15 protein-coding genes are annotated in these 19,186 nt (G+C 67.5%); 6 read left to right on the plus strand and 9 right to left on the minus strand.

The features are described from left to right. Window positions 1-17: 17 nt before the first annotated feature. Both CRM90_RS26500 and CRM90_RS26505 read right to left on the minus strand, forming a co-directional pair. Window positions 18-1,073, minus strand: coding sequence for an acyl-CoA dehydrogenase family protein (locus CRM90_RS26500; RefSeq protein WP_102809868.1), 1,056 nt, complete (start codon window positions 1,071-1,073; stop codon window positions 18-20). Then, on the minus strand, window positions 1,070-2,233 hold the full coding sequence (locus CRM90_RS26505; RefSeq protein ID WP_102809869.1) for an acyl-CoA dehydrogenase family protein: 1,164 nt from the start codon (window positions 2,231-2,233) through the stop codon (window positions 1,070-1,072). The genes CRM90_RS26500 and CRM90_RS26505 overlap by 4 nt, the downstream gene beginning before the upstream one ends. Before the next feature lie 574 nt (window positions 2,234-2,807). Here CRM90_RS26505 and CRM90_RS26510 point away from each other — a divergent pair. Then, window positions 2,808-3,734 carry an LLM class flavin-dependent oxidoreductase gene (locus CRM90_RS26510; RefSeq protein ID WP_158249067.1) on the plus strand — a complete coding sequence of 309 codons (927 nt, stop codon included), beginning with the start codon at window positions 2,808-2,810 and terminating at the stop codon, window positions 3,732-3,734. A gap of 79 nt (window positions 3,735-3,813) precedes the next feature. Here the strand turns inward: CRM90_RS26510 and CRM90_RS31395 are convergent, their stop codons facing one another. Next, complete coding sequence (locus CRM90_RS31395) at window positions 3,814-4,251, minus strand: acetyl-CoA hydrolase/transferase C-terminal domain-containing protein (RefSeq protein ID WP_102809871.1); 438 nt, start codon at window positions 4,249-4,251, stop codon at window positions 3,814-3,816. A 244-nt stretch (window positions 4,252-4,495) separates the two neighbouring features. Continuing rightward, complete coding sequence (locus tag CRM90_RS26520) at window positions 4,496-6,184, minus strand: class I adenylate-forming enzyme family protein (protein WP_102809872.1); 1,689 nt, start codon at window positions 6,182-6,184, stop codon at window positions 4,496-4,498. Window positions 6,185-6,434: 250 nt separating this feature from the next. On the opposite strand from CRM90_RS26520, the gene CRM90_RS26525 reads away from it, so the two are divergent. Beyond that, window positions 6,435-7,490 carry an LLM class flavin-dependent oxidoreductase gene (locus CRM90_RS26525; protein WP_233209524.1) on the plus strand — a complete coding sequence of 352 codons (1,056 nt, stop codon included), beginning with the start codon at window positions 6,435-6,437 and terminating at the stop codon, window positions 7,488-7,490. A gap of 162 nt (window positions 7,491-7,652) precedes the next feature. Here the strand turns inward: CRM90_RS26525 and CRM90_RS26530 are convergent, their stop codons facing one another. The 5 genes from CRM90_RS26530 to CRM90_RS26550 all read right to left on the minus strand — a co-directional run bounded on the left by CRM90_RS26530 (window position 7,653) and on the right by CRM90_RS26550 (window position 13,827). After that, complete coding sequence (locus CRM90_RS26530; protein ID WP_102809874.1) at window positions 7,653-8,864, minus strand: acetyl-CoA C-acetyltransferase; 1,212 nt, start codon at window positions 8,862-8,864, stop codon at window positions 7,653-7,655. A gap of 244 nt (window positions 8,865-9,108) precedes the next feature. Further along, the gene (locus tag CRM90_RS26535; RefSeq protein ID WP_102809875.1) at window positions 9,109-9,897 is read right to left on the minus strand and encodes a CoA-transferase subunit beta; all 789 of its coding nucleotides are present in this window, start codon (window positions 9,895-9,897) and stop codon (window positions 9,109-9,111) included. Beyond that, a complete protein-coding gene (locus CRM90_RS26540) occupies window positions 9,894-10,838 on the minus strand; it encodes a CoA transferase subunit A (RefSeq protein WP_102809876.1) in 945 nt (314 codons plus the stop codon). Before CRM90_RS26540 ends, CRM90_RS26535 begins: the two co-directional genes overlap by 4 nt. Window positions 10,839-11,006: 168 nt before the next feature. Then, window positions 11,007-11,921, minus strand: coding sequence for a LysR family transcriptional regulator (locus CRM90_RS26545; RefSeq protein ID WP_102809877.1), 915 nt, complete (start codon window positions 11,919-11,921; stop codon window positions 11,007-11,009). Between the two features lie 97 nt (window positions 11,922-12,018). Further along, on the minus strand, window positions 12,019-13,827 hold the full coding sequence (locus tag CRM90_RS26550; RefSeq protein WP_102809878.1) for a sigma-54-dependent Fis family transcriptional regulator: 1,809 nt from the start codon (window positions 13,825-13,827) through the stop codon (window positions 12,019-12,021). Window positions 13,828-14,102: 275 nt separating this feature from the next. Between CRM90_RS26550 and CRM90_RS26555 the strand changes: the two genes are divergently transcribed. The 4 genes from CRM90_RS26555 (at window position 14,103) to CRM90_RS26570 (ending at window position 18,996) form a co-directional block, all read left to right on the plus strand. Beyond that, entirely contained in the window at window positions 14,103-15,002 is a 900-nt protein-coding gene (locus CRM90_RS26555; protein WP_102809879.1) for an alpha/beta hydrolase, read from the plus strand. 65 nt (window positions 15,003-15,067) lie between these two features. Further along, window positions 15,068-16,657 carry a flavin-containing monooxygenase gene (locus CRM90_RS26560; protein ID WP_102809880.1) on the plus strand — a complete coding sequence of 530 codons (1,590 nt, stop codon included), beginning with the start codon at window positions 15,068-15,070 and terminating at the stop codon, window positions 16,655-16,657. Window positions 16,658-16,732: 75 nt separating this feature from the next. Next, window positions 16,733-18,208 carry an NAD-dependent succinate-semialdehyde dehydrogenase gene (locus CRM90_RS26565; protein ID WP_102809881.1) on the plus strand — a complete coding sequence of 492 codons (1,476 nt, stop codon included), beginning with the start codon at window positions 16,733-16,735 and terminating at the stop codon, window positions 18,206-18,208. A gap of 35 nt (window positions 18,209-18,243) precedes the next feature. Further along, entirely contained in the window at window positions 18,244-18,996 is a 753-nt protein-coding gene (locus CRM90_RS26570) for a glucose 1-dehydrogenase (protein ID WP_102809882.1), read from the plus strand. Window positions 18,997-19,186 lie beyond the last annotated feature (190 nt).

Raw genomic sequence — 19,186 nt, forward strand, 5'->3', positions numbered from 1 at the left:
TCCTCCGTTCAGGCGCGTTACATGGCGGTGATCATCGGCCACAGCCCGTCGCTGCCGCTGGCGATGACAGCACGACCCAGCTGCCGCGCCCAATACTCGGCGGAGCCGCACTCTTCGCGCCAGGCCCACAGCCGGCGGGTCAGGTGGTGTAAGCGGTGTTCCTGGGTGAACCCGATCGCTCCGTGGACCTGATGGGCAATCCGGGCTGCCGGTCCGGCCGCCGCGCTGGTCCGCGCTTTGGCCGCGGCTATGGCCAAGGTCGCGGTGGCCGGATCGGCAGCCACGGCAGCGACTGCCGCCTGCGTGGCAGCACCGGCACCCGCAGCCAGGCCGGCCAACTCGGCGATCTGATGGGCCACGGCCTGGAACTGCCCGATGGGCCGATCGAACTGGACCCGCTCCCCGGCGTAGCGCACCGTCGCCTCCAGCACTGCATCCAAGGCACCAGAGAGTTGGACCGCGCGGGCGAGCGCACCTAGCCGGCGCAGCTGGCATGCGGTGCCCGGCGGAACTTCTGCAACAGCAGAGCGGGGTATGCGCACTCCTTCGGCGGCCAGGTCGTCGCGCGGCTCACCGGCCAGATTGTCTATGTTTACCAAGCGGCAGTCGGCAGGGTCGACAAGGGCCCCCAGCGCGGGCTGCGGATCATCGGTCACCACCAGCACGCGTCGGGACACCCGCGCATACGGCACCCGGCTGGCGACGCCGCCCAGGACGGCTCCGGCGCCGTCCGGCGTGAGGGTCAGACCGGCCCCGTAGGCGACCGTCACCGGCCCGTCGGGCAGGGCCAGCCCGGCCGCGGTGCACCCCGCGGCGACCGGGAACAGCGCCTCGGCTAGTGGGACGGGCGCGGCGTATCCGGCAGCGACACACAGCACCGTGGCCGCGTCGGCAATTCCACCACCGGCGCCCCCCAGCTGTTCGTCAACCCCGATCCGGGTTAGCCCGATATCCTCCAGCCGCTGCCAAAGCTGCGGGCTCCACGAGCCCTCGGCCGCCGAGATCAGCTCAGGCGTGCAGTGCCGGTCCAGCAGATCTGCTGCGGTGCGTTCGACCAGATCGATATCGCTCACCGCAACCCCAGCCCCCGCGCCACGATCCCGCGCAGCACCTCGTTCGTGCCCCCGCGCAAGGTGAACCCAGGTGCGTGCAGCACCGCCCGCGCTAACTCTCGTTCCAGGGGAGTAGGTGAGTTTCTGCTCGGCTCGACCTGCGCCAGCGCCCGGACGACATCGATGATGTCATTTTCCAACGTAGTGCCCGCGTCCTTCACCAGGGCCGCGGCGACATCGGGGGCCTCCCCCCGATCGAGCGAACCGGCGATCTGCAGCGACAGTCGGCGCAACGCCCACAGCTGCGCCACGAGCGCACCGACCTCGGTCGCCTGACGCTCATCGTCGGGATCCGCGGCGCGCACCAGTTCGCGCAGCAGCGGCAGAGTCGACAGGAACCGCTCCGGCCCGGAGCGCTCATAGGCCAGCTCGGAGGTGACCTGCCGCCAGCCCGCGCCCACCTCGCCGAGGACCATGTCGTCGCCGACATGGACGTCATCCAGGACGACCTGATTGAAGTGATGCTCGCCGTCCAGCAACCGGATCGGTGTGATCGTCACACCCGGCGAGGTCAGGTCGACGATGAACTGGGTCATCCCCGCGTGCCGGTCCCCGTGCTGCAGCGGTGTCGTCCGGCACAATACGATCATGTAGTGGCAGCGGTGAGCCTGGCTGGTCCAGACCTTGGTCCCGTTGAGCACCCAACCGTCCTGCTCGCGTCGTGCGGCAGTCCGGATGGAAGCGAGATCCGAACCGCTATCGGGCTCACTCATCCCGATGGCGAAGAAGCACCGGCCCGCCGCCATCGCGGGAAGCAGCCTCTCACGCTGCGACTCGGTGCCATAGCGCAGCAAAGCCGGCCCGCTCTGGCGGTCGCTGATCCAGTGCGCCACCACCGGCGCGCCGGCCGCGAGTAACTCCTCCACCACGACGAACCGATGCAGTGCCGGCCGCTCGTGACCGCCGTAGCGGCGCGGCCAAGTCATCCCGAGCCAGCCGCGATCCCCGAGGCGCGCCGAGAAGTCCGGGTCGAAACCGGCCAGCCAGGCGTCACTATGCGGCTCGAACGCGCCTCGGCGCTGCTCGTCGTCGAGGAATGCCCGGACCTCGTCGCGCAGCTGTTCGGCCTCGACGGGAAGCTCGACCTCCGGCAATCGCAACAGGCGGGTCGGCGCAGCCATCAGCGCTTCACCTCAGAAGCGCGGGCCGGTCGGGATCCGCCGCCGCGCGGACCGTTCGCGCAGCGATTCTGTGGGATGGCAGAGATGATCGCTTCCTTCCAGGCTGGAGCTGGGCGAGCAGGGAACGTACTCCAATGTCCAGGGCTCATATGCCTCACGATAACCTATAGATTGTAATCATTACGATCTGTCGCCGCCAGATTGACTATCGGGGATTTTTATCGGGGATTTGCCGTCGCGGTGCGCAGCCGACGCGGGCGGTACGGAGTGAGAGACCCCGTACTTGCCCGGTTGTGTTTGATGTCCAGCAGGTCGGCGGCACAGTGGTCTATTCTCGCAGCCGGACCGAAATACCATAATCATTCAAACGGACTAGAGAAGCTCACGCCCGGAGCACGGGCAGTCAGCCGTTCACTCCACGGCGGTGCCGTGCCGATCGCAGGAGAACCGACACGATGACGACGATGACGACCAACCCGCCACGGTTGCTTGCGTCGTCCAAGGGAATTCCGGAGGATCCCCTTCCCGCCAACCAGCTTGCGCTCGGTTTGGGCGGCGCCCCATGAATTCGCCGGTGACAGTCAAGGAAGCCGGGTTCGGCGTCATGCTGCCCAATTTCGATCCCCTACGGCTCGGCACGCCGCCGCTCCTGGCCGCCGCCCGCCTGGCTGAAGACCTGGGGTTTGACTCAGGGTGGGTCGGCGATCATCTGAGTTTCCATCCGCCGATACTAGAGCCGTGCGGGGCGCTCGCGGCCGTCGCTGCTGTCACCCAGCGGCTGGTGCTGGGCACCGGCGTGCTGCTGTTGCCGATGCGCAATCCGGTGTGGACAGCCAAGCAACTCGGGACGGTCGCCGCGCTAGCCCCGGACCGCCTGATCGTCGGAGTCGGTGTGGGTGGGGAGAACCCGGCGGAATTCGAGGCCGCCGGGTACCCCGTGGCACAGCGTGGCCGCAGGCTGGACGAGGCGATCGAGGTCGTCGACGCGCTGCTGCGCGGCGAGGCCGTGGAGCATCCGGGCCCACTGCTTCCGGTGCGTTCGCCGAAGCTGGAGCCGGTGCCATCGTCGCGCCCGCCGCTGGTTGTCGGTGGTCGATCCGCCCACGCGGTGCGGCGCGCGGCTCGGCTCGCCGAAGGCTGGTTCGCGGTGTGGCTGAGTCCCCGTCGGGTGCGTGCGGCAGTCGAAGATCTGCGGGCTCACGCAGAGGAGTTCCGCAGGCCCGTGTGCACCACGGCGATGTTGATGTTCGCGCACGTCACTGAAGACGCGGAAACGGGTCGCGCCGAACTCCAACGATTTGTCGCCGGTCAGTACGGCATGCCCGTCGAAGCAATTGAGAAGTGGTGTGTGATCGGTAGCGAGGCGAGGGTAGCGGACGCGCTCGCGGAGTACCGCGACGCCGGCGCCGAGTCGTTCGTGATAATGCCGACCGCCGCCGACGTGTTGGCACAGTACGAGCGCCTCGCCGCGGTTCGGGAGCGGCTTGCGACGCACGTCTGACAGTCGATCGACCGAACTCGCACCCTCTTGCATAATGCACTCTCGCGCCAGTAGCTGCCCGGCGCGACCAGCTCGCCCGCTACCTGCGAACCGCGGTCGCCAGCCCGCAGCGATGATCTGGGTGGGCGAGCTCGCACATCGTCGCGGCGCGGGCGGCAGTGTCGAGTCCTCGCAGGTCGACGGCGCCGTGCTCGGTCACCACCCATTGCACGTCGGCGCGCCCGGTGGTGACCGGACCGTCCAAGCGGTCGACGATGCGGCGGGATCGGCGGCGTGCCGTGCGTGCGGGGTACGGCCGGGTTGATTTCGCCCAGCACGACACGGGCGACGTCGAGCGCGGCGACCAGGTAGTCGGCCGTGACGCCGAGGCTGTGGTTGCCGTCGGCATCCGGCAGGGAGAGCTGACACAGCACGACATCGGCACGCAGACGCCCCGAGCGGAGCAGTTTGGGCAGCGAAGACATGTGACAGCTGACCACGTCGAGCGGGATGTCGGCTGCCGCGCCGAGCGCGCCATAGGAGCGGAGTCGAAGCCCCGCGGCCGCCAGGCGCGGGTTGTAGGCCAGCCCCACGAATCCGACGACCCCACCCAGCCGGTCGGCCTGCTGCGCCAGCGCCGCGGTGAGCGTCAGCGGCTCTCCGGCACCCTGGCCCCACAGAACCGTGTCTCCCGGCCGCACGAAGCGGCTCAGGTCTATGTTGGCCGCGGGTACCGCTGGAATCGGCCAATGGCTGCGTTTACCCCGATCGTCCACGCGAGTTCAGCGCTGCGGCCTCAGCAGCTCGGCCCGCGATCGCAGCGCATAGCGCATGAACTTCCCGGTGCTGGTCAGCGGGAACGACTCGACCATCTCGACCGCCTCCGGCCACTTCGTCCGGCTGACCCCCTTGTGCTCCAGGAATGCGGTGACCTCGGCGAGGTCGAGGTGGCCGCCGGGTGAGCTCGGGACGATGAACACCGCGGGCCGCTGACCGAGCCGAGCATCGGGCATGGCCACTACCGCCGCCTGACCCACCCCCGGATGCTCGTAAAGGACCTCCTCGACTTCCCGTGGATCGATCTTGTACCCGCCGCGGTTGATGAGATCGTCGCGGCGCGATACGAAGTATCCGTAACCATCGGTGTCGAAGCGGACCACATCAGCCGAACGGAACCAGCCGTCGGCGGTGAACATCTTGGCAGTCGTCTCCGGCTGTCCGTAGTAGCCCACGATGAAGCTCGGTCCGCGCCCCCACAACTCACCCTCTCCTGGCAATGGCACCTCGCGCTCGGCCTCGCCCGCCTCCACCAGCTCCATCAGCCGCTGCTCCACGCCGCGGATGGCCTTGCCGAAACTTCGGCTGGTGATCGAGATCGGGTCGCCGGGCCGCGTCATGTGGGTCACGCCCGCCTCGGTGTAGCCGTAGAACGCATATACATCGGCGCCGAGGTCGGCGTTGAGCCGGTTGAGGATGTCGGCCGGGCAGGGGGCGCCGGCGTAACAGATCGCGCGCAGCGAGCGCACATCGCACTCGCGCAGCCGCGGAAACCGGGCGAGGTCGATCAGCATCGGGGGAGCCCCGAGCAGGTAGCTCGGGCGGTCCCGTTCGAGCAGTTCAACACAGCGTCCCGCATCCCAGGCCGCCAGCAGGGTGAACGCTGCCCCCCGGTGCAGCGCGGAAAGCACACCGATCCCCAGGCCCGTCAGATGGGCGATCGGGGTGACGATGATCCACTGCGCGTCGGCGGGAAACCGCTGTTCGGCCTCGAAGTTGCGGATCCAGAACAGGTTGTTGGCGTGTGTGTGTAGCTCGGCCTTCGGCCGCCCGGTCGTGCCGGAAGTGAACATGATGAAAAACGGGTCGGCCCCGGTCGGGCGCAGCGCCGCAAAGTCGAGGTCCGGACCCTCGGCGCTCAACAGGTCCTCGAAGTGGAGCGTCCCGGCCGCGCCGGTACCGCCGACGACGATCACATGCTCCAGCGTGGCGACGCGCTCGCGCATCTCCAGGGCCAGCGGGACGTACTCGCGGCTCCTGAGCCGCTGCGGCACTATCAGTGCCCGAGCCTCGGTGAGTCCCAGCACATAGTCGAGCTCGTGTTCGTCGTAGCCCATGTGGCAGAACACGGCGAGGAGTCCGGCGCGGGCGCACGCCAACAACGTGAGGCAAAACTCGCTGGTATTGGGCAGTTGCATGGCCACCCGGTCGCCCGGGCGCAGACCCAGCTCCAGCAGTGACCGCGCCAGTCGACGCGTGCGTTGCTCGTACTCGCGGTACGTGGTCCGCCGCCCATCCTCATCGAGGATGGCCAGCGCGTCGGGGCGCTCGGCGGCATGCCGCTCGAGGTCGTGCACAAAACTCTGCTCGATCCAGGCACCCTCGTCGACATAACGTCGCAGCACCTCGCGGGTGACCCAGGTGTCCCCGCGCGCAGCAAGCGCGTCCAGCCGCGCACTCAGTCGATCGCCCACGGTCTCACCCCTGTGTCACGGTGTTGGTCCGCCCGGTGCGGCGGATGTCCTGCGCGGCTCGGGAACTGGCTGGTACCGAAGGGCTTTGCGAACGTCCCTTTCGGTCAAGACGACCCGTTCCCGGCGCGGTTGTGCCGCCGCATACCACCGGCTGATTTGTTATAAGCATAGGGAGGTATAGTACAGGCTTTGTGATCCCTGTCACCGCACCCTGCGGGCATGCATATCGGACGATTGGCGGGGTGCCTGCTTGACGGTACCGACGGTTAACGAAGGAGGGGCGATGGGTACTTCAGACTCTGCTGCCAGCACGGGTCGGCCTTCGCTGGTTTGTTTCGGCGCCGACATCTATCAGCTGCGCGAAGCGGCCGCTGCGGCAGAAAGGGCCGGCTTCGAATCGGTGTGGGCCGCGGAGTTCTACGACCGGTCGGCGACGATCGCCCTGGCCGCCATGGCCACCGCGACGTCGACGATCGAGCTCGGCAGCGGCATCGCTTACGGTTTCGGGCGAACGCCGTTGGTGCTCGCCGCTGAGGCGCGCGATCTTGACGCGCTGTCCTGCGGTCGGCTGCTGCTCGGCCTGGGTACCGGCACCAAGCGCATGCAGCAGGACTGGCACGGACTTGATGGCCAGCACCCTGCAGCGCGCATCGAGGAACTCGTCGGGCTGTTGCGCCGCCTATGGCGGCTGCACGACGGCCCCATCGCTCACGATGGGCGCTTCTACCGCCTGCATGTCCAGCCGACCGCTGCGGTGTCGGCGCCGCTGCGCACCGACATCCCGATCTATCTCGCCGGGGTGAACCGGCGCATGATACAGGCGGCGGGCGCGGTGGCGGACGGCCTCGTCGGCCATCCCCTGTATACCCGCGACTACGTCGAGCAGGTGGTTCGGCCGATGCTCGCCGAGGGTGCCGCGCGCACCGGCAGGCGGCCGAACGTACCGATCGCGGGCTACCTGATTTGCTCGGTGGACCACGACGAAGACCGTGCCCGCGCCCGCGCTGCGGCGCAGATCGCGTTCTACTCGACCGTGAAGACGTACAACCCGATCCTCGAACTCGGCGGGTTCATGCGCGAAGCGGAGTCGATCCGCGCCGCGTGGAAGAAGGGGTCGAAGGAGGCCATGCTGGCGGCCGTCAGCGACCCGATGATCGACGCGATGGCCGTTGCCGGTACACCCGAACAGGTGCGCCAGCAGGTCGAGCAAAGCTGGGCGGGAGTGTACGAACGTACCCTGCTCTACCCGCCGACCTTTGGCGGCGAGCCCGACCTTCGCTTGCTGATCGACAGCTTTGCCCGATAAGCGATCCGGCCTCGATCGAGTAGAGCCGCGGTCCGAAGGCGTCACCGGTCAGGTCGGCGAACCTGTGCACGGTGGCTGACCGATGTGCGTCCAGTCGGTGGTGCCCAGTTCCTGACCGATCGCCGCCTCCGGCGCCCGATCGAGGCGAATACGCGGAGAGCATCAAACAACCCGCTCGAAGACCGCAGCCAGGCCTTGGCCACCGCCGATGCACATCGTTTCGAGTCCGTAGCGTGCCTGCCTGCGGTGCAGTTCACGCGAGAGCGTGGCGAGCATCCGGACGCCGGTGGCGCCTACCGGGTGGCCGAGCGAGATCCCGGAACCATGCACGTTGGTTCGGGCAAGGTCATCCTCGGTGAACTTCCACTCGCGCAGCACGGCAAGCGCTTGGGCGGCGAACGCCTCGTTGAGTTCGATCACCTCCATGTCCGCCAGCGTCAGTCCGACGCGGCCGAGAGCCGCCCGGGTGGCAGGAACAGGGCCGATACCCATGATCTCGGGGAGGACCCCAGCGACCGCCCAGCTGACCATCCGGACGAGTGGACGCAGGCCGAGCTCGTCGGCCAGCTCAGCGGTGGTGACCAGGCACATCGCCGCGGCGTCGTTCTGGCCGCTGGAGTTGCCCGCGGTCACGGTGGCCTCGGGGTCCGAGGAGAGCAGGATCGGGCGCAGCGTCGCCAGTGTTTCGAGCGTGGTGCCCGGCCGCGGGTGCTCGTCGGTGTCGATCACGGTGTCACCGTTGCGGCCGGGAACGGTAACCTGAACGATCTCTTCGGCGAGGACGCCAGCCTGCTGCGCGGCGATTGCGCGCTGGTGGGAGCTGACGGCGAGCCGGTCCTGCTCTTCTCGCGGGATGCGGTATTCGCGTCGCAGGTTCTCGGCGGTCTCGAGCATTCCGCCGGGCACCGGGTGGAACCGGCCGCCGACTGTGGACCGCGCTCTGACCAACCCGTCGTGCAGCTGCACACCGGTGCGCGCGCCGCCCCATCGAATGTCGGTGGAGTAGAACGCCGCGTTGCTCATGCTCTCCGTGCCGCCGGCCACGACGATGTTCTGGGCGCCGGTCTGCACCTGCATCACCGCGTTGATCACCGCCTGAAGGCCCGAGCCGCAGCGGCGGTCCAGGTGCTGTCCGGGAACGGTGACCGGAAGCCCCGCGTCCAGGGCGACCACCCGGCCGATCGCCGGCGCTTCGCTGTTGGCATTGCAGTGCCCGAGGATTACGTCGTCGATCCGTTCCGGGTCCAGGCTGGTGCGGTCCAGCAGGCCGCGCAGGGCGGTGACCCCCAGGTCTACGGCGGTGAGGTTCTTGAACATGCCGCCGTAGCGGCCGATGGGGGTACGAACGGGTTCGCAGATAACGACGTCACGCATTGGTCGTGCCTTTCCGGGTGCTGGACGTTAGCCCGCGGCGGCCGCGGAGTCTGGGTGTGCCCCGAGCGTCGCACTCCACTGGCACCGCAATGGAACCGGGGCGACGGGCCCGACCAATCTCGCCGGAGGCGGCCAAGCAGCCGTCCAGACCCACCGCTGTCCGTGCAGTCGCACTCGCGGTGCGGCCGGTCACATGAACATCCCGCCGGTGAACCTCGGCGACGGTGCGAGCGCTCAGGGCAGGTCATCGCAGGTACAACCGCACTGTGTCGATCTCTTCGCGGAGCAGGCGGACATCCTCCTGGGTGGGGCGGGCCGTCTCGCAGACGTCGTGGGCGACCGGGATGTCCCAGCCGGTCGCCGCCTTGACGTCCTCAACCGTCAGCCCCGGATGTACCTCGCTGATGAGCAACTCGCCGAACCTGTCTGGCCGGCGAAGGACCGCCATTGGTGTGATGACGGCCGACACTCCGTGACCGGGGGGCACCATCCGCACATCCTCGTCGCGTGCGCGCACCGGGCTGGGCGAGGTGCAGAAGTCGAGCCGTTGCGGAAGTGCACCGGGGTCGTGCCGGCGCAGCACCACGATGCACTCTCCGGCGTTGGGCATGATCTCGGCGGCGCCGCCGGCACCGGGCAGGCGCACGGCCGGTTTTTCCCAGTCGCCGATGATGCTGGTATTGAGGCTGCCCCAGCGATCCACCTGGGCGGCGCCGAGGAAGCCGACGTCGATGTGGCCGCCCTGCAGCACGTAGCCGAAGAGGGCGTGCATGCTGATCACGGCCTCGGCGCCGGAGACAAGGACGGAATCGGCGATGCCCTCGGCCAGTCCCTCGGGGTGCGCGCCGCACACGCCGGACTCGTACACCAACTCCAGGTCGGGGTTGATCGTGCGCTGCGCCAGGTCGACGGCAAGGGTCGGCAGCCCCACGCCTGCGAACACCCGGGTCTTCCCGACCAACTGGCGCGCCGCGACGGTGGCGAGGAACTCGGTGCTCGATGGTGCGACGTCAGACGTGGGCGCAGCCGTCATGAATCCTCCAAGACGCCGGAAGCCCGGCGGCCGAAGTTGACCGGCCGCGACATGCGCTCGAGGACCTGCAGGCCGGCCCAGCGATCCTGCCCGAGGTGGTTGAGATACGCCCCCCGGTCGGGCATTCCGTAGACCCACTCCGCGAGCCACGAGAGGACCGCGGCGCGGTCACGGCTGATCGGCGTCCACTCGCGGTAGAAGGCGTTGTCGCGATCGTAGAAGCCCTGGCTGTAGGAGGGGTGCGCACCTCCTGGGCAGCCGACGACCGCGGTGACGGCGTGCGCGGGGATGACGGTGCGGTTCGGATCCGACCTGATTATCTCGGTGTCGACGATCTCCTCGACGGTGACGATCACGGTGCGCGCGGCGTAGGCGGCCTCCTGCTGGGCCCCCACGATGCCCCACATCTGAACGTTGCCGCAGCGGTCGGCACGCTGGGCATGCACGATCGTGACGTCCGGCCGGAGCGGGGGCACGACGTAGACGTCGGGTCCACCGTAGGGGTCGCCAACCTTGCGGATGGCGGTGTTGAGCTTCGGCAGGTCGCTGCCGGCGTAGGACAGCAAAGGAAAAAACGGCAGGCGGGCGGCGCCCGCTTGGTAGCGGCAGACCATCCCGTAGTGGCTGTACTCCTCGACCTCGAGGGGTCTCGGGTCGGCCCGCTCGATGCGCCGGCGCACTTCGTGCAGGGAGCCGGCGGAACCGCTTGCGAAGAAGGAGGCGACCAGCCGGCTAACGCAGCCGGCCGCGATCACCTGGTCGGCCAACAGATCGGGCGTCATCCTGCAGAGCGTGAGCTCCCGGCGACCTTGGCGGATGATCTCATGGGCCGCCGCGAACGGGATCAAATGGCCGAAACCCTCCATGGCGATGACCATGCCGTCGGCCACGTGCGCGGCGACCGCCGACGCGAGGTCGGTGACCTTGTCGGTTGTGGTCATACGGGCTCCCTGACGAACTCGGGTGGCGGCGAAAGCGATTTTCAGCGTCCCCGATGTCCAGGGCAGAACTCCAATACTTCTTGGGTCGTCGATTCGTACACCTACTGGTATCAATAGGCCACAACACATATCCGACGCAGGCAAAACGCGGGCGCGGCCGGCGACGAGTCAGTTCACTCCGTTTGGCAGGTCGGGAGTGGGCAGCGCTTCTTCCGAGGCACGCAGGACCTCCCGCAACGCCGGGTTGGTGTCGCCCTCTCGCCAGGCGAGCCTGGAGTATGTCGGCGTCCGGCCCTCCTCCAACGCAACCACGGCGATGCCGTCCTGGATCACGTTGGCGACTGCGACGTCGACGGTGAAGGTGATTCCGACACCGGCCGCCACCAGCGCCATCACGGTCCAGGAGTCCGGGGCGGCCTGCACGATGTTCGGCGGGTAGCCGGCGTCGTGGGCCGCGCGGGTGAACGCGTCGTGCAGGCTGGATCCGGGGTCGGCCGGTAGCGCGACGAATGCCTCGTCGCGGCACTCCGCCATGCTCACCAGGTTTCGCCCGGCAAGCCGATGCCCCTTCGGGACCACGAGCACGTAGTGCTCCACGGTGACGATCCGGTGCGAGATCGCCGACGGTTCCACGGTCCAGCGCACGATCGCGAGGTCGAGACTCCCGTCGATCACTGAACGCAGCCCCTCGGCGGCATACGTGGTGCTCTGCAGGCTCAACTCGATGCCGGGGTGGCGCTCGCGAACGAGCCGGCCAAGCTGACCCACCAGGAGGTGCGACGACGGCCCGGCGAAGCCCATTCGTACGCGCCCGGTCTCACCGCGGCCCGCCGACTGCACGGCGCGCCGCGCCACACGGCAGCTCTCGAGTACCTGCCGCGCAGGATCGAGCAGGGCCTCGCCGGCACTGGTGAGCCGCACGCTGCGGGTCGTGCGCTCAAAGAGGTGGGCGCCCAGGTCGCGCTCCAATTGTTTGACGGTGCGGCTCAACGGGGGCTGGGCGACATGTAATCGTTCGGCCGCCCGGCCGAAGTGCAGTTCCTCGGCGACCGCGAGGAAGGCCTCGATGTGGTGCAGCTCCATTACCCGCAACTCTTGCACAAATCGCAACAATGCATACTCAATTGAGTCTTGAGAGCGCAAAAGACGATTGGTAATCCTCGGAGCACGCCTGCGATCGTCAGCGACCGCTCGTGGTGGTGAACATGTGGTCGGGGCAGTCGATGTGGAGGGTACGGATCTTGCGGTACAGCGTGGTTCGCCCGATTCCAAGTAGTGCCGCCGCCTTGGAGCGATTGCCATTGGCTTCCTGGACGGCGGCAAGGATTGCGTCGCGTTCGGCCTTCTCAAAGCCGGTCAGCTGGCGGTTGTACGCCACGTCCCGCAGACTCAGGGGCAGATTCTCAAGTTGGACAAGCCATCCCGGTCTGGTCGCCGCAACGTCGACCATCGCCTGGCGAAGCTCTCTGATGTTTCCCGGCCACGGGCAGGCCATCAGCGCCTGTCGGGGGGCGGATGCCAAGGTGGTGCCGGGCCGGATTCCGTCCAGGCCCGCCAGGATCGCCTCGGCGATCGCGGGTATGTGCTCCTTCATGTCGCACAGGTTAGGCAGGGTGACGACGGTCGCCGCGCCCTTGACCAGTTCGGCGACCTGATCGCTCGCCGCTCGCAGGTCAACGGTCAGCAACAGCCGACCCGTCTCGCCGCCGGCTGCGTTGGTCATCGCGGTCAGCGCCTTGACCTTGGCGACCGACGCAGGGTCCAGCAGTTCCAGGTGACGCACGATGACCTGGCCGCCGCGCGACAGCACATCGGTCGCCTGCGCGAACCAGGTATCGCGGTCGGCCGCGAATGCTGCGACGTCGACCACCCGCGTGGGGCGCTGCGGGGTGGCTTCGGTGATTGTTCGGGACAGGTGGTACTTCCCGGTGCCGGCCCGACCGTCGATCGCGATCGACCTTGAAACCCGTAGCGCGTACCGCAGCCGCTCATCGATCGCCGGCAACGGATGCAGGCACCTGCCCGCCTCCGGTTCACGTCGGCGAGTTGTCAGTCTCGCTTTCGAATCTTGTCTGAACTCCAGTCGGTAGGCATGTCCGGTGGGATCGCTGAGCCGCTCGGCTACCGCGAGCACGCGTCCGCAGGGCAGGTCGAGTTCGATGGTCCGCGGCTCGCTGCCCCAGGATTGGCTCGTCACGGCCTCCCACAGCAATGGGTGGTGCTCGGGTGTGACGAACTGAAGGCCGGCGGTGTTGGAAACGACCCCTTCCGGGGTCAGGACAACCATCGGCGCCCGCCCCGTCGTGCCCGATCTAGTGTTCAGCGCGGCGAAAAGGGCCCTGTTGCGCCCGCCGTCGAGGTCGGCCAGCACCTCTTCGATTTGCCGCGCCGCGTTTACCGCCAGCGTCAGCATCATCGGGTTGGTGGCCTCAACCGAGCAGGTCAGGGCGATCGAGCCGAGGACGCGACCGGCCGAAGCCATGCGGATCGGGGCACCCGCGCAAGTCAGCGGCTCCAGCAGCTCGTTGAAATGCTCGCCTCCGCGGATGAACAGCGGGGTCTTCTCCTCCAGGACCGTACCGATGCCGTTGGTTCCCACGGCACACTCGGAGAAGTCGAAACCCTCTGCGGCACAAGAGCCGTCGAGCTTCCTTCGCTGCAGATTGCCGGCCGCCCGGCGGGACAGTATCCGCCCCTTGTGGTCGCTGAGAAAGACCGCCACACCGAGCCCGTCCAGGTCGGCCTGCAGACGATCCAGCACGGGATCGGCAGACCGGCACAGCAGCTCGGAACGTCCGTGATCGTCGAGATGCTGAAACGCGATCCGGCCCGTGGGTACGCCCTGGCTGGCCGAGCGCCGCCAGCTGCGCATGATCGATTCCGGGACCGTGCCCGAAACATCGACGTGGTGCTGCACGCCTCGATCCAGCAGCAGTTCGCGGGCCGCTCGCAAGCGGTCCAGCTCTATGCCGCTGAAAGGCGTCTCCATCGTGCCTCCGGGGAACTCACGCGACCCGTTCCCGGGCGTGTCGGGCCGACGCGTCCGCGACAGCGTCGGGACCGAGCCTACCGCCGAGGACGGCGGTCTCGGGCGGACTTTCGGCCGCGCGCCGGGGTTCGGCGGCTGTTCAGGGCCGAGGCGCGGGCCCGCCACTGGTGTTTCAAATCGGAACAGTCATCGGTGGTCCGCCGCTCACACACTGTCCGTCAACGGGTTGTCCACATCACAATCCCGAGGCACCTGTGACCTGAAAGGCAACGCTTGTGACCGTCTCCGCCGAGGCCGACTTTCTCGAGACGCTCTACCGGGACTGGAGCAACCGGATGGCAGCCGACCCACAGATGTCCATTGCGATGCTGCGCAGCATGTTCGACGAGTGGCACCGGGCGACCAAGGAGCCCGAGGCCGTCACGTACCGGTCGGACATTGTCGCCGGCGTCGAGGGTATCTGGGCATTGCCGCTCGGCGCGGACACTTCGACGGTGATCCTGTACACCCACGGCGGCGGCTTCGCAGCCGGATCTGCGGCCAGCCACCGCAAGCTCGCCGGACACCTGGCCACCGCGCTCGGGACGGCAGCGTTCGTCATCGACTACCGGCGAGCGCCCGAGCATCCATTCCCGGCGCAGATCGAGGACGCCACGGCGGTGTACCGCGCGCTGCTGGACAGCGGCGTCGCGCCCGAGAGCATCGTCACCGCCGGAGACTCCGCCGGCGGCAACCTGGCCATCGCCATGGTGCTCGCGCTCCGCGACGACGGCACGCCGCTGCCCGGCGCGGTGATCGCCCTCTCGCCCTGGCTCGACATGGAGTTCGCCGGTGAAAGCCTGGACACCAACGCGGCCACCGACGGCCTGGTCAGCCGGCAGGTCCTCGAGGGGATGTCGGCGATGTTCCTCGGCGAGACCGGCAAGCCGGACGATCCGCACGTCAACCCGTTGTACGCCGACTACGCCGGGTTCCCGCGGCTCTACATCAGCGCCGGCTCGGTGGAGACGCTGCGAGACGACGCGACCCGGCTGGCCGATCGCGCTACGGCGGCGGGCGTCGAGGTGACGCTGTCGGTGGTCGACGGCATGCAACACGTGTTTCCTTTCCTCGCCGGCCGCGCCCCGGAGGCAGACGCCGAGGTCGTCCGGATCGGCAGTTGGTACCGCCGCTGACCCTCCCGGCGGACCGACTCGAACGGACACACTCGGGCTCGAAGTAAACAGAAGGAACCAACGATATGACCACTCACCACGACGCGATCGTGATCGGCGCGGGCTTCGGCGGGATGTATGCCCTCAAGAAGCTGCGGGACCAACACGGCTTGAACGTGCGGCTCTTCGACAAGGCCAGCGGTGTGGGCGGCACCTGGTACTGGAATCGCTACCCCGGCGCGCTGTCGGATACCGAGACGTTCGTGTACAGCTACTCGTGCGACAAAGACTTGTTACAGGAGTGGGACTTCGACAGCCGCTACGTCACCCAGCCGCAAATCCTGCGCTATCTCGAGCATGTCGCCGACCGCTGGAACCTGCGGCCCGACATGCAGCTCAACACCGCCGTCGTGGCGGCGCATTTCCACGAAAGCGACAACCGCTGGCACGTCAGGATCGACACCGGCGAAATGCACACCGCGAAATACCTGGTCACAGCGGTGGGGCTGCTGTCGGCCACCAACCTCCCCGACCTCAAGGGCATCGACACCTTCAACGGCGTCTACGTGCACACCGGCGAGTGGCCGGCCGACCTCGAGCTGGCCGGCAAGCGGGTGGGTGTGATCGGGAACGGATCCACCGGGGTCCAGGTCATCACCGCGATCGCGCCCGAGGTCGACCATCTGACCGTGTTCCAGCGCTCGGCCCAGTACACGGTCCCTGTGGGCAACGGACCGGTCTCCAAGGACTATGTCGCAGACGTCAAGGAAAACTACGACGCCATTTGGGAGCAGGTGTGCAACTCGGTCGTCGCCTTCGGCTTCGAGGAGAGCACCAGACCTTTCGAATCGGTGTCGCCGGAAGAGGGGCAGGCGATCTTCCAGCGAGCGTGGGACAACGGTGGCGGCTTCCGGTTCATGTTCCAGACCTTCTCCGACATCGCCACCAACGAGGTCGCGAACAAAGCCGCACAGGACTTCATCAAGGGCAAGATCGCTGAGATCGTCACGGACCCGGAGACGGCCCGCAAGCTCATGCCGAAGGATCTCTACGCCAAGCGGCCGCTGTGCGACAGCGGGTACTACGCAACCTTCAACCGTGACAACGTCGAACTCGTTGACATCAAGGAGAATCCGATCGCCGAGGTCACGCCCGCCGGCGTCAGGACCGTCGACGGGGTGGAGCACGAGCTCGACGTGTTGGTCTTCGCCACCGGGTTCGATGCGGTCGACGGCAACTACAAGCGCTTCGACCTGCGCGGCCGCAACGGTGTCACGATGGCCGACCAATGGAAGAACGGACCGTCGAGCTATCTGGGGATGGCTGTCGCCAACTTCCCGAACATGTTCATGGTGCTCGGGCCCAACGGTCCCTTCACCAACCTGCCGCCGTCGATCGAGACACAGGTGGAGTGGTCCACCGACCTGATCGAGCACATGGAGCAGACCGGTTTCTCCGCCGTGGAGCCGACCGCCCAGGCCGAGCTGGACTGGACCGCCACCTGCCGCGAGATCGCTGCCGCGACGCTGTTCCCGAAGGCCCAGTCGTGGATCTTCGGCGCCAACATTCCCGGCAAGCCGAACACGGTCTACTTCTACCTCGCCGGTCTGGGTGCCTACCGCAACGTGCTCTCGGAGTGTAAAGACGCCGGCTACAAGGGTTTTCAGTTCAGCTGAGCGGACCGCAATCGCGCAGCGGAGCGGTCTGGCAAGCAGCGATCATCGTCGACTCCCACGAAAGGAGAGGTTCCGGTGTCTCGAACGATCACCGTCGAATTTCCCGGCTCAGCACGCAGGCACACGGTGCCCACCGGGTTGCACATCGACGGTGAATGGGTCGACCTCGGCGAAACCTTCGACGTGGTCGACCCCGCGACGGGTCAGCCGTTCGCATCCGTCTCCGACGGCACCGGCGCCCACGCGCGCGCTGCTCTCGATGCCGCCCACCGAGCGCAGGTCTCGTGGGCCGACGTGGCACCGCGCGTCCGTGGCGACCTCATGCACGGCATCCACCAACTGCTCACCGATCGCGCCGACGCCTTCATCGACGTGATGGTGCTCGAGGCGGGCAAGCCACGATCCGAGGCCGCGGGCGAGATGGCGCTGACCCTCGATTTCGTCAAGTGGCTGGCAGAGCAAGCGGCCCACGTGCACGGCTCCTTCTCCCGGGCATCGCGCGGCGACTTCCGCATCATCGCCACGGAACAACCCGTCGGTCCGAGCCTGCTGATATCGCCGTGGAATTTCCCGGTCCTCGTCCCGAGCCGCAAAGCCGTCGCCGCGCTTGCCGCGGGGTGCACGGCGATCATGAAACCCGCGGAGCAGACGCCGCTGGCCTCGGCCCTGCTGATGCAGACCATCATCGACGCGGGCGTACCCGCGGGTGTGATGAATCTGGTCCACACCTCTCGACCGGGGGAGCTGTCGACCGAACTCCTACTTGACCGGCGGCTTCGCAAGATCAGCTTCACCGGCTCGGTTGCCGTCGGCTCGCTGATGATGCGGCAGGCAGCGCGCAATGTCTTGAGTGTTCAACTCGAACTCGGGGGAAACGGCCCGTTCATCGTCCTCGACGACGCCGACGTCGGGGATGCCGTCGCAGCGGCCGTTGCCGCGAAGTTCCGCAACGCGGGGCAGGCCTGTGTCGCCGCGAACAGGATCATCCTGCAGCGGGGCGTCGCCGAGGAGTTCACCGAGTTGTTCGTCGAAGAGGTGCGCAAGCTGGTGGTGGGACCGGGGCACCGGCCGGGCGTCGATGTTGGGCCGATGATCTCCGAAGCGCAGCGGCAAGCGATCACCGGCACAGTCCAGGGTGTCGTCGGCGCGCAGGCCGATGCGCTGGTGGGCGGTAAGCCGGTGGGCGGCGACGGCTACTTCTTCGAGCCGACAGTCCTGACGATGCGGGACAAGGCTCCAGAGTTTTCCTGCCGGGAACTCTTCGCCCCGGTGGCGCCCCTGTTCGTCGTCGACTCGGTCGACGAGGCCGTCGCCTTCGCAAACGACACGCAGTACGGACTTGCCGGCTATCTGTTCACTCGAGACATCTCCCGCGCGATGTCCGTCAGCGAGCGCCTGGACGTCGGCATGGTCGGCGTGAACCGTGGCCTGATGGCCGACCCGGCTGCGCCGTTCGGGGGAGTCAAATCCTCCGGCCTCGGCCGCGAGGGCGGTCACCACGCGCTCGAAGAATTCATGGAGACCAAGTACATCGCGCTCACCACTTCGTGAATCCGCCAACCACTATTCGGAGAAAGAGACCCCACATGACAAACCGCCTCGACGGAAGAGTCGCGCTGATCACCGGAGCCGCGCGCGGACAGGGGGCGGCCGAGGCCAGGCTGTTCGCGGCCGAAGGCGCGTCCGTCGTCATCACCGACGTTCGTGACGACGCGCTGGTCTCGCTCGAAAAGGAGCTCTTGGACTCGGGGGCGGCGGTGTCGGCCACCCGGCTCGACGTTGCCGACGAGTCGGATTGGGACCGTGCGGTCCAACACGCGACCCAGGTGTTCGGTGACCTGAACGTGGTGGTCAACAACGCCGGGATCCTGGACATGGCCGGTGTCGAGGAGACCTCGCTCGAACTGTGGAACCGGATTGTGGCGGTGAACCAGACGGGGGTTTGGCTGGGCATGAAGTACGCCATCCCCTCGATGCGCAGGGCCGGGGGCGGCTCGATTGTCAATGTCTCTTCGATCTACGGCCTGATCGGCAGCGGTGCGGCCGCGGCCTACCAGGCGACCAAGGGCGCGGTGCGTCTGCTCACCAAGACCGCGGCGGTTCAGTACGCATCCGAGGGCATCCGGGTGAACTCGCTTCATCCTGGCGTGATCGACACCGGGATGGTGGATGAAGAGGTCCCGGCCGACTTCCGGCCCGCGCTGGTCGCCGCTACACCGCTGGGGCGGATGGGAAGACCCGACGAAATCGCCTACGGCGCGCTGTTTCTCGCATCGGACGAGTCGTCGTTCGTGACAGGCTCGGAGCTGGTCCTGGACGGGGGATACACCGCCCGCTAGCGGTTCTCGGCGGATACCTCATGCTGACCCATTGTCCCGAGGTTTCATCGCATGTTTCTATCGGTACAGAACACTTTTAGAGTTCAGTCGAACCGCATCCGGCGGTGGGCTCAGGGTAACGCGCAATAGGAGGATCACATGAAGACACGAGCGGCTGTGCTGTTCGAGGCTGGTAAGCCCTTTGAGGTCG

Origin of the sequence: Mycobacterium sp. ENV421 (assembly GCF_002887815.1) — a bacterium.
GTDB lineage: Bacteria > Actinomycetota > Actinomycetes > Mycobacteriales > Mycobacteriaceae > Mycobacterium.